The organism is Paenibacillus sp. VTT E-133280 (genome assembly GCF_002264385.1).
In the GTDB taxonomy this organism is placed as follows: domain Bacteria; phylum Bacillota; class Bacilli; order Paenibacillales; family Paenibacillaceae; genus Paenibacillus_AQ; species Paenibacillus_AQ nitricinens.
The window spans coordinates 1-11,392 of sequence record NZ_NFUX01000118.1 but is presented as its reverse complement, the minus strand read 5'-3'; the positions used below and the strand labels follow the sequence as shown (position 1 = coordinate 11,392).

At 49.5% G+C, this 11,392-nt stretch carries 7 protein-coding genes, 1 pseudogene and 1 riboswitch; of the genes and pseudogenes, 6 read left to right on the top strand and 2 right to left on the bottom strand.

The features are described 5' to 3' along the window. Positions 1-326 precede the first annotated feature (326 nt). The 4 genes and pseudogenes from CA600_RS29515 to CA600_RS29500 all read left to right on the top strand — a co-directional run bounded on the left by CA600_RS29515 (position 327) and on the right by CA600_RS29500 (position 4,296). The gene (locus CA600_RS29515; RefSeq protein WP_094874662.1) at positions 327-1,121 is read left to right on the top strand and encodes a hypothetical protein; all 795 of its coding nucleotides are present in this window, start codon (positions 327-329) and stop codon (positions 1,119-1,121) included. Positions 1,122-1,214: 93 nt separating this feature from the next. Further along, positions 1,215-1,326, top strand: a riboswitch (TPP riboswitch). A gap of 108 nt (positions 1,327-1,434) precedes the next feature. Next, positions 1,435-2,070: an ECF transporter S component gene (locus CA600_RS29510; RefSeq protein ID WP_094874661.1), complete on the top strand. Its 636-nt coding sequence runs from the start codon at positions 1,435-1,437 to the stop codon at positions 2,068-2,070. Next, positions 2,067-3,563, top strand: a complete 1,497-nt coding sequence (locus CA600_RS29505) for an ABC transporter ATP-binding protein (RefSeq protein ID WP_094874660.1) — start codon at positions 2,067-2,069, stop codon at positions 3,561-3,563. Before CA600_RS29510 ends, CA600_RS29505 begins: the two co-directional genes overlap by 4 nt. Next, positions 3,505-4,296: pseudogene (locus CA600_RS29500) on the top strand (energy-coupling factor transporter transmembrane component T family protein). Before CA600_RS29505 ends, CA600_RS29500 begins: the two are co-directional and overlap by 59 nt. 181 nt (positions 4,297-4,477) lie before the next feature. On the opposite strand, the gene CA600_RS29495 reads toward CA600_RS29500, so the two are convergent. Continuing rightward, a complete protein-coding gene (locus CA600_RS29495; protein ID WP_094874659.1) occupies positions 4,478-7,498 on the bottom strand; it encodes a DEAD/DEAH box helicase in 3,021 nt (1,006 codons plus the stop codon). Next, the gene (locus CA600_RS29490) at positions 7,495-9,138 is read right to left on the bottom strand and encodes an SWIM zinc finger family protein (protein WP_094874658.1); all 1,644 of its coding nucleotides are present in this window, start codon (positions 9,136-9,138) and stop codon (positions 7,495-7,497) included. The genes CA600_RS29495 and CA600_RS29490 overlap by 4 nt, the downstream gene beginning before the upstream one ends. Positions 9,139-9,480: 342 nt before the next feature. Here CA600_RS29490 and CA600_RS29485 point away from each other — a divergent pair, with 342 nt between their 5' ends. Together CA600_RS29485 and CA600_RS29480 are read left to right on the top strand one after the other, a co-directional pair. After that, positions 9,481-9,948, top strand: coding sequence for an Hsp20/alpha crystallin family protein (locus tag CA600_RS29485; protein WP_094874657.1), 468 nt, complete (start codon positions 9,481-9,483; stop codon positions 9,946-9,948). A 175-nt stretch (positions 9,949-10,123) separates the two neighbouring features. Continuing rightward, positions 10,124-11,131: a DnaJ C-terminal domain-containing protein gene (locus tag CA600_RS29480; protein WP_179281778.1), complete on the top strand. Its 1,008-nt coding sequence runs from the start codon at positions 10,124-10,126 to the stop codon at positions 11,129-11,131. Positions 11,132-11,392: the final 261 nt, after the last annotated feature.

The window sequence follows — 11,392 nt, the reverse complement described above, 5'->3', positions numbered from 1 at the left end:
ACCGTCCTTATAAGGACGCCGAAGGCGTTTTAGTTTGTTGGCTTCTATGGAGTTAAATGGGTAGACCTATCCTGAGTCCTCTGCACATGGGCAGAGCTTTAGCGCTATTCAATTAGCCGCGCAAAGTTCTAACTCGGATAAAATCTATCACACGTAACCCTCCGTTCATAAAAAGTTAAGTCGAGTTTACCACATCCTTTATTTGGTGGCAAATCTGTATTTTATATCTGTTGAGCACTTCTCTATTTTAATATCATCCAAGAATTCTAAAAATTGATTGCATAGCATATAGATATAATTTGATATGAATAGGAGGTGTGAAGACATTGCCTGTCCTCTCTACAAGCACAATCATTAATTTACCTGTCGACGGTACCCGTCCAATAGATCAAGTTGTGATCGAAGTAGTTAACAATGGATCAGCTGGAGCGGCTTGTTATTTAACGGGTTTAGCCAATAGTGCAAGTCCTCAGACAGTCTTTATTGAAGAATTATTTGAGCTGCAATATCGGGAAACGTTAAGTAAGACCTACCCTATTGTAGAGGATTTATTTCAATTTAATTTTGTGTATTCACAGGAGCAATTAAAGATTCAGGTTTTTCTTGTGGATGTGAACGGTGTCTGGACGGCTGTTAATCTGGATGTGTTTCAAGTAAGCCGTATAACCTCGGAAATACGTGATAACGTATCGGTTACATCGACTGACTTCGCAGCGATCAGCTTTATGAGGAGTCCTGCCTTTACTATTCCACAAGGACTTGCGGCTGAAATTAGACCGGCTGCTTTAGATATTCTATCCAAGAGACCTGTGCGTTATATGGTCGTTGCAGGTGGAACTCTGGATGGGACATTTGAAAATTTCCCTACACCAACTACGGATATTCCTGTCACGGACACAGCACTGCTTGTCAATTACACCTGCACTACGGTCACGGGTGGAAAGGTGATTATGCAAGGTACAGGATCAGGGATCTCTGGTGCGTATGCGAATTTGGCCGTTAACTTGCTTAACGAGCGGCTCTCTTACGAGCTTCAGGATGAGCCGGTTACTTTGGTAGTTAACTCACTCTCAGGTGATGATGATCTCGCCGTCACTTTTAAGATGTCCGAGCAATGGTGAGCGTTCTACACTTAGATACCGCGATAGGGATACCCAAGGAACGAAAATCATATTGTAAAAAGTTTACTTATGATATAAGTTATAGGAAGTTGAATCGCAATAAACGGGTGCTTGATGAAGTCAGGCTGAGATAGCGGCCTTATGCCGCTGACCGTCAATCTGATCTGGGTAATGCCAGCGTAGAGACGTTATTGTCGAGCATCCTTTTTTTTGATGCCATGCGCAAGCCTACCCATTAATGGGTAGGCTTTTTAAAATTACTCACATCATGCGAGCAACGAATCCAAGAACCTAGAAGGGAAGTTGTTGAAGCATGGAACAAGCTAAGCAAGGACAAAGGCAAGGACAACAAGACAAAGGGACGAGGTCACGGGGATTGAAGCTGACTGATATGCTGGTAACCATCGTGATCGCGGTCGTATTCGGAATTATCTATAAAATCTGGGGACCGATGTACGACGTGGTCAAACCGCTGGGTACCCATGCGGAGCAAACGATATACGGCATGTGGTTCATTGCCGGGACGTTCGCGTTTCTCATCATCCGCAAGCCGGGAGTGGCGCTTCTGGCTGAGCTTGCGGCGGCTTCCGTTAGTGCGCTATTGGGCAGTGAATGGGGGCTTTCGACCTTGTATTACGGCGCGTTGCAGGGATTGGGCGCGGAGTTAGTCTTCGCGATTTTCCTCTATCGCAACGCGAACGTCTGGGTCACGTCGCTGGCCGCGCTCGCGGCGGCGGCGGGTTCGTTGGTGCTGGATTTCGGCTACGGTTACATTGAATCGTTGTCCGCTTGGAACTATACGCTGCTGATCGGACTGAGGGGACTCGGAAGTATCGTCATCGCCGGTATCTTCGCCTTCGGACTGTCCAAAGCGCTTGAGCTCACAGGCGTAACCAAAGTGTTGAGACCGGCGTCCAAGGCGGACTATGACGCATTGACACGACTATGACGCCTGGAGTCTCCATAGCTGCGAGAGTTAAGAACCTAAAGCTTAAGTTTGCCGGAGAGGACTCCTTGTTGTTCAAGGGCATTTCCCTTTCTTTCCACCAGGGGGAGAAGACGCTGCTGCTCGGCCCGAGCGGATGCGGGAAGTCGACGCTGCTGCAGGTGTTGAGCGGTTTGATTCCCGGTTCGATCGAAGTTCCGATGATCGCTGAAGAGACATTTGTTCCCGAGCGATGGGGATACGTATTCCAAGATCCGGATACGCAGTTCTGTATGCCATATGTGGACGAGGAGATGGCTTTCGTTCTCGAGAACATGCGCGTCCCCCGCGAAGAAATGGCAGGTCTGATCCGCCTTTATCTCGCTCAAGTCGGCTTGAATATTCCTGATATCCATATCGCAATCCAATCGTTATCGCAAGGGATGAAACAGCGATTAGCCATAGCTTCCGTTCTGGCTATGGAGCCAGAAGTGATTTTCCTGGACGAACCGACAGCGCTGTTGGATAGCGAGGGTACGGAGCTGGTATGGTCTGCGATCAGAAGCCTGTCCGAAGGCATTACCTTGATCGTCATTGAACATAAGATCGAAGGCGTAATCGACTTTTTCGATCGGATCGTCGTGTTATCCCGTGAAGGAGTAGTTATCGCTGACGGATCGCCGACGGAAATCTTTTCAGCTAAAAGGAGAGAGCTACAAGAATACGGAATTTGGTATCCGGGCGTCTGGGAGGACTATATCGAGAATAAATCCCGGAGGTCAGACTGCATTACTCGTTATTCAAACGCAAACGATCGGGAAGATGTCTATCTGGAAATGGACAGGTTTCGCGGGAAACGAGGGAACAGGGCGGTCATCGAAGTAGGGAGGGCAATCGTCACCCCTGGTCAATGGATCGGGATCATCGGCCATAACGGAGCGGGTAAGAGCTCCTTGCTGCTCTCGATCATGCGACTGATTAAGACCGAAGGGATATGCAAGATAGCAGGCCGGGAAGCGGAGCATGTTGCGCAAGCGGCCGAGCATATCGCATTCGTTTTTCAAAACCCCGAATTTCAATTTGTAACACATTCGGTACGGGAAGAGATCGAGTATTCGTTGTTGCTGGATGGAGTTCATTGCGAAATTCGGCGTGCGAAGGCGTATAAGCTAATGGAAGAACTTTATTTAGAGGACGTTGCCTCGCGGCATCCGTATCAGCTGTCGATGGGGCAGAAGAGACGATTAAGCGTCGCGACGGCGATCGTAAAAGGGCAACACATATTGCTGCTAGACGAGCCGACCTTTGGGCTGGACGCACGGAATACGTTCTCTTTGCTCGAGAAGCTTGAGCGGCTGCTTTCGGCGGGAGCCTCGATTATTATGGTCACGCATGATGCGCGGATCGTAGAAAATTTCTGCACAGCGTCATGGAGAATCGAAGACGGGAGACTTACTGATGTTATTGACCTTTCCCCACCGGGAAACCTGGCTACACCGCGTCAATCCTACGCTTAAGATCGTTCTGTTCTCTCTCTGGTTCGCGGCAATTATTCTCATCCACGACTTTAACGTCATGGTGAACGTAGCCATCGGCTCGATGCTGCTGCTTCCGTGGTCCGGGCACCCATTGCGCAGATTGCTGTTATACACCTCCCCTTTCTTGCTGATGTTCGTGTCTACATCTACGGGGATGATGTTCTTCGGCAAGGGAGAGACGGAGTAGGTCCGATGGGGATTAGTGAACATTACGGAAGAAAGCTTCTACAGAGGGCTGCATCTGGGGTTCAGGGCACTGAGCATGGCGTCGGTCGGGCTTCTGTTCGGTCTGACGACGAGGCCGGTAAACCTCTTCTACTCCTTAATGCAGCAGGGGAGATTACCGGCTAAGTATGCTTACAGCTTCTTGGCCGCGATGCGGCTGGTGCCTATTCTCGCAGAAGAATTCCAGACCTTGCACCACGCATTGAAAGTCAGGGGAATACGCAAACGAGGGAGGATATTTAACTTCTACCAGCTGTTGCAACGATACGCGATCCCTTTGCTTGCCCAAAGCATACGACGCGCCCATAGAATCGCGGTGGCTATGGAGGCGAAGCGGTTTTCCGGGCAGGCCAAGAGAACTTATTATTATGTTATTGGCTTTACGTACCGCGACGTCCTATTCACCGCATATGCGGTCGGCGTATTCTGGTTGGCATTCCTGGCCGGAATCGAATGGCCTTACGCGGACATTACCGATGTTCGTTAAGCCGTAAAGGATGACATGCACAGATTCGTTGGTGGTTAGAGAATGATTCTGATCTTATGCCATCGTTCAGTAACAAAAAAAGCAGAAACTCGGATATAAAGAGTTTCTGCCTTTTTATTGGATTAAACAAATCTTTCGCTACACTATCCAGCATCTTCTTGAGTATCTGAAAGCGGCAGGATTAGTCTGTTAAGCCTCGCCGCAATGTAAATAGGTCTGTCAAAGCCTCAGTAGACAGCTCGGTAATCCAGCCTTCGGAGCTGGAGATGACATTATCGCTTAGCTGCTGCTTACTCTCCAGCATCTCATCAATTTTTTCTTCGAGCGTCCCGAGGGCGATGAATTTATGCACCTGTACATCGCGCGTCTGGCCCATCCGATAGGCGCGGTCCGTCGCCTGGTTCTCAACGGCCGGATTCCACCAGCGATCGAAGTGGAATACGTGGTTGGCTGCGGTTAGATTCAGACCGACACCTCCAGCTTTAAGTGAAAGGATGAACACATTCGGCTGATCAGTCGGTGGTGCATCTGGACGACTGGATCTTTCGTCCACAGAAGGTATAGGCGTCTGGAATCGCTCAATCATTCGGTCACGCGCCTGTTTGGAGGTACTGCCGTTCAAATAAAGGACGGGCTCTCCCAGCTCCTGCTGTAGAACAGCCTGAAGCATTTTTCCCATCCCGACATATTGCGTAAAAATGAGACAGCGCTCATCCTCTGCACGAAGTTCCTTCACCATATCCAGCAGTCTTTCAAGTTTAGAGGAACGGTTAATGAGTGGACTGGTATCCAGTTTATTGTCCGAATCGGTTTCAGGGAGGGCCTCCTTGGTCAGAAGCATCGGGTGATCACATAGCTGCTTAAGTCCGGTCAAAGCCCCAAGAATGGCGCCCTTACGCTCAATACCTTCCAACTTCTGCATACGTTCGAGCAGTCCGTTTACGGTCTGGTCATAGAGCGCAGCTTGTTCAGCTGTGAGATGAACGTAGGTCTTCATCTCATTTTTATCTGGAAGATCGAGTTGGATGTTAGGATCCTTCTTCTTACGGCGTAGCATGAACGGCTTCACGAGATTTTGTAGGTCCGCTGTACGTTTCTCGTCACGTTCCTTCTCAATGGCATTACTGAATCGATCGTTAAAGGCTTTGGCACTACCCAGATAACCTGGGGTTATAAAATCATAAATGGACCACAGCTCAGATAATCTGTTCTCTATAGGTGTTCCTGTCAGCGCAATCCGGTGTAAAGCCGGGAAGCTACGTACAGCTACCGACTGCTTCGTTTGAGCATTCTTGATATTCTGTGCTTCGTCCAGGCAAATTGCCGCCCAAGTGAATTCCTTCAGCAACTCCTGATCAAGCGCTGCAGTCGCATAAGAGGTGAGTACCACGTCAGCTTGCGAAGCAGCGCCATAGAAGAAGCCTGCGTCCAAACGGCGGCTTCCGTAGTGCAGCATCACATTCAAAGAAGGCGCGAAGCGCTGCAATTCCTTCTGCCAGTTGCCCAACACGGAGGTAGGGCAGATGATCAGAGCAGGCCAACCCGGTGGGTCGGTCTGGCGGCGGGATGAGCTAGGATCGGTATTTTCTTTGATATGAAGTAAATATGCGATGAGTTGGACGGTTTTACCAAGCCCCATATCATCGGCTAGACAAGCCCCCAAACCAAATTGACGCAGGAAAGTCAGCCAAGCATATCCCTCATGCTGATAGGTGCGTAGCTCTGCCTGGAGTCCTGCGGGTACTGGGGGCTTCGGCCACTGTGAGCGCTGGCCGAGCTGACCAATGAGGCTGATTAAATGCTCGGTTAGTTCTACCTCGAGCCGCAGGCGCGTCGCATCCTCTTGAAGCTGCTCTTCTGTAGCCTCAGCATCTGCATCCTCACTCGCTTGTAGCAAATGAAGCTGAAGCACATCTTGGAAAGACAAGCCTTGCGACTTGTCCATACCTGCCATGGCTCTTTGAATTTGCGCCAGCAGTGCGGGATCGAGCGAGACCCATTTGCCCTTGAAGCGGACGAGCCGTTCTCCTCTTGCGACCAGCTCGGCAAATTCAGCTTCGGTGAGGTCGACGTCGCCGATGGAGATTCGCCAATCGAAATCGACGATCGAATCCAGACCGAAGAGCGACTCGCCGCCGCTGCGTTTGTCCTCGCCGGAGCTGATCTTGGCGCGCAGGCGCGGTTTTTTCCGGCTGGCGGCTTCCCACCACGCCGGCAGCAGCACTTGCCAGCCTGCTTCCAGCAGCCGCTGGCTCTCGGCGGTTAAGAACCGCCAAGCGATGGCATCGCTGAGCGGTTCAGCCAGCACGTCGCCGCCCGCCGCGAAGCGCTCGGGCGGCAGACTGCCGCGGAGGCGCTCCAGCCATCCCGCGGCGCGTTCATGCACGTGGGCCGACCATGCTGTCGGCCACAAGCCGTGCGGCTCGCCATCATCGGCGAGCCTGATGGGAACAAGCGCGGATTCATCGCGCTTGTCCTGAAGGATCAGCTGCAGCCGCCAAGGGGATTCATCCCCTTCCGGATCCAGCAGCTGAAGTGCAGGCCGGAAAGGCGCGGTATCCGCCTTCCAGCCAATGGCGATAAGCCATGCAGCGGTATCCATGCCCGCTGAAAGGGCCCCGCTTCTATCGAATAGAAGCGGGAATTCGCTCCGGAGGTCGCCTGCCTCGGCCTCCGTGCTGTAAAACCTCTGCGATACGGCGGCGGAGAACGCCGCGCGTAATCCGCGGCTAAACTCGCTGCCGTCATTTAGCGCCTCTAGGGCCCCTTCGGCAGTGTCATTCTCCACTGCCACCTGCGCAAAAGCGTCCTCATCCCAGGTCCATTGCAACCTCCCGGCGCGATAAGCGGAGATATCGGGAATATACTGTTTATTCTCCAGACATATAGCCAGAAGTGGCGCCAGTTCAGTGAGATGGGCGGCATCGCCCTCCCAGTTCCATTCGATATGCGCCAGCAGCTTCTGCTCTGCAAAGAAAGGGAGGACCTGCTCCGCAGGTAGAATCACTAGCTCCATACCTTCGCCAGTTGGTTGAACCGTTAACTCCGTACCATAAAAAGATGCCTCATGCCAGGCGAATAACCGCTGCTTAAGCTGCAAGCCGGGCACGAGATCTTCTCTTTCATTCATTCCATATATTAAAGCATCGCCATACTGGCTTAATGCAAGCCGGATGGTCAGCGTGCGCAAATGCATGTTCATGGTATTAGCTTTCCTTTCCGAAGCTCCTCTTGCAACGCACGGAGTCTGCTATGCTTTGTGGTGAAGGCAATGAGGAACTCTTCCCACCGTTCTTCTTGTTTCATTTTTTTATACAGCTTGGATAATCGCTTCAATAGTTTCACAGCCGCTTTGTAGCTATGTCTATTCTTATCCAGCACAAATCTTTCGACGGCCTGGTGGTAGAAGGGAAGCAGAACTCCGGGTGCGTTTTTCTCCATAGGCTGGAGGTCTGTAACACGAAATTCGGAAGGCAGCTTACCGATGGACAGTTGATAATCCATCCATGTCTGCCATTTTTCATAGGTAATTAACTTTTCTTCGTATACTTCTCCAGAGATAGGTAACATGGCGGCTAATGTATTCCACATCTGAGGCTCAGCTTCAGGAAGATGGCGAACGGCCTCTTCCCATCTGTTCGAATAGGTATTCAGATTATAGAGTCTGCTGCTCAGCAGTGGACCGGTCTGAACAAGCCAGCCCACCAATCGTGACCATTCCCCTGCATCCAGAAGCGGGGAGGTGAAGCTCATCAGCTCATCAGGATGGAGACCTGGGCGCTCGGCAGCTGTATTCAATAATTCCCAAGCCTTCGGGTCATCCTTCAGATAAAAATACATGAGGCTCTGGGCAAACAGCCAAGCATGGCGTGACAGGGAAGCTCCTAACTCACTCTCTGCCTGCTGAAGCTGTTTGATTTCATCAAGGTAAAGCTTAGTTCCACCTGTATTCGGATAAATCCAGTTTCTCCACAGCAGGTCATAGCATAGTGAAAAAGAGGGCTGATCCCGCAAGCGATCGCGCGACTCCGTCAACATCTCGCGCCGCAAGTAGGTGAGGGTCTCGACAATATGCGGCCACAGATCATATTCCTGCTCCTGCTCGGAAGACAGCGGGAGTGTGCTTTTTAACAGACGTGTAATTGCTTCCTGTAGCTCTGATACCGCTACTTGCGTGTAATACCCGAGTGATGAGGTGAAGGCGACCTGACCGGGTAGATTAGCGGAAGGCTTAGCCAGCTTTTCTAGAAGAAAAAGATGGGCATGCAGAGTAAATAGCTTGTCCTTTTCCGGTGATAACTTCGGCTTAAATTTAGTAATGGAGGATAATGCTCGATCCACATATTCAGGATTCCGAGTGGTATGTGCCAGAGGCGTGATGCAGGATGCAAAATACTCGCGCCACTCCGTGATGCCTCCGTCAGCGATGCGGCTGGCATGTTCTTTTAGCTGCTGCTGGTGCTTTCCATCGGCTCCGGCAGGTGAACTACTTGATGTTTTTGGAAGAAAAGCTGCGGCCTTGGCGTTAGCTAGAACTTGTACAGACCTATTCTGTTGTTCAGCATAATGGAGCAGCACGGCTGCCATATGCTTACAATGACCTGAAACAGGGCAGTTACAATGACATCGAGTGAAGCTGTCCAGATCAATCGTAACGCGGTAATCCTCTCTACCCTCAACAAGGGCGCTGATCTTAGATGGCTCCATCATAGTGAACGAACGAATACGGCTTTGCTTATAATATTGGAACCCTCGTTTGAGGGTGAGGTCATCGAAATAATAGGCGACATTCTGGATGAGTTTAGTCCACTGCGTATCATCCATAGTATAAGTTGGTTGCATACAATTGGTCTCCTGTAAGAAAAATGGTCGTTATTTGACTTTCATTATATCATTTCTTTTTGAGTAGGATGTTTTGGGGTTGTAATGAATGCGAAATTGCGGGCTTGTATGGAATGTGGGGCCTAAACATATACTAATCGTGCTGTATTGTGAAGTATAGATCAAACAAAGGTCAAAATTGGTCAAATAAATAAAAAGAACTGATTTAGTCGTCTTAAATCAGCTAATTTACCTGAATTTGAGCAATAATCGCCTTAAATCGGTTTTGTTATTCCTCTTATAGGGGACTATAATAAGGTCATAGGTCAAATAAAGTCAAAGTCAATGAGAGGAGAATGGATAATGTTTGATTTGGTTCCTTTTGGTAAACGTAGAGAGGATGCTTTTGGTATGTTGGCTAAGTCTTTAAATGATGTTTTTAATGATGATTTTTTTGCGCCGATCAAGAGCTCCACGATGTCCTTCAGAACGGATATTCGCGAGAGTGAGCAGGCTTACCTGATTGAAGCTGAACTTCCTGGCTTTAAAAAAGAAGAAATCGACATTGATTATGCCAGTCCTTACTTGACGATTAAAGCGGTGCGGAAGGAAGAGAATGCGGAGGAGAACAAGGAGCATCAAATTGTACGTAGAGAACGTCGATATGGTGAATATCTTCGCAGATTCTATGTTCAGGATATTGCAGTGGAAGAGATTCGCGCGTCTTTAAAAGACGGATTACTGAAGCTGGAGGTTCCAAAACAGCAAAAACCGCAAGGGAAACGCATTGAGATTCAAGATGGAGATTCTAGCGCTTCGCAGTCTGAATAAGCATAATTTAGACGGAATTAGTTTCCGTTCAGCATCTTAGAGATAGGCAGCGAGCTTTTAATATAAGGTTATGTATAGAAGGCGCATTGTAGTGGAGGATTCCGGCTATGGTGCGTCTTTTCTCGGAATCATACGATGAGTTGTATTTAATAAAGCGTTGAAAGGAGGAATCCGAGTGGCTAACAACAGCTATTATGATGCTTTGGGCGTGAGCAAAACAGCAACTAAACAGGAAATTAAAAAGGCTTATCAAAAGCTGGCCAAGAAGTGGCATCCCGATGTGAACAAAGCCCCTGAGGCAGAGGCGAAATTCAAAGAAGCAGCTGAAGCCTATGAAGTGCTGAGCAATGAGGAGAAACGCAAGCTTTACGATGAGGAGCTGCTTTATGGGGCTCAGCGTGGCAGAGGTGGTGGAGGTGCGTCGAGCGGAGCCTCTTCGTGGGATTCAAACTTTGGTGGAAGCTGGGGCGGCGGAGCTTATTCTGCAGGAGGTTCTGGTATTTCGGAGGAAGATTTGTTCGGAATGTTTTTTGGGAATCGGGGATCGGCGGATCGCGCTGGCTTTGATTTCTTTTCTAGTAGTGGTAGTGGGCGTTCGAACGGCAATCCATGGGGTGAGGCGCGCAGTAGGGCGCAGGCGCAGCTGGATATTACGTTGGAGCAGGCCTATAAGGGAGCAACTGTAAGAGTGCAGATCGGTGATAAAACTGTGGACGTTCAAGTTCCGGCGGGATCTAGTGAAGGCACAATTTTAAAAATCGCAGGTAACACTCAGAATGGCATAGCTCCCGGTGGCGATATACTGCTGGCACTTCATATTCTTTCTCATGATATATACGAGCTTCGAGCTGGCGACTTATACGGCACGGTTGAAGTTGCTCCATGGCAAGCGGTATTAGGTGGAGAGGTGAAGGTTCCATTACCGGGTGGTGGTGCCGTGAAATTGAAGATTCCTGCAGGAATTCAAAGTGGTAAAACGCTGCGCATCCCGAGTAAAGGTTTTAAGCGAGAAAATGGTACAAACGGTGATATTTTATTTGGAATTGACATTGTTGTCCCTGAGCCAATCAGCGAAGCGGAGAAGAACTTGTACCGTAAACTAGCCGAATCGAGCCTTTTCGAGGCCAGAGCTAAACGTCAAAGCGCTAGCGCGCAGCGCGAGAAGGCTAAAGTGGGTAATTAATTAGGTAGGTAGAGAGGTAGAAGTAAAGGTGATTTCGCGTGTTCGAGGTCAACTCTAGCTGGTGAATAGGGGAAATGGAATGCTAGTTGTAGAAAAGTAACTTGATTAGAAACTAACTATAGAAGAGACTTATGCTGAAACGAGTAGTGAAGGCACGTCGGGTAAAACAAAGGTAAAAATACCTTGGATCGCGTGGATTTCGGCTCGGTGAGCGAAAAGAAGAGCAAAAATGCCACGGATTGCACCGAATGTGACTTAATG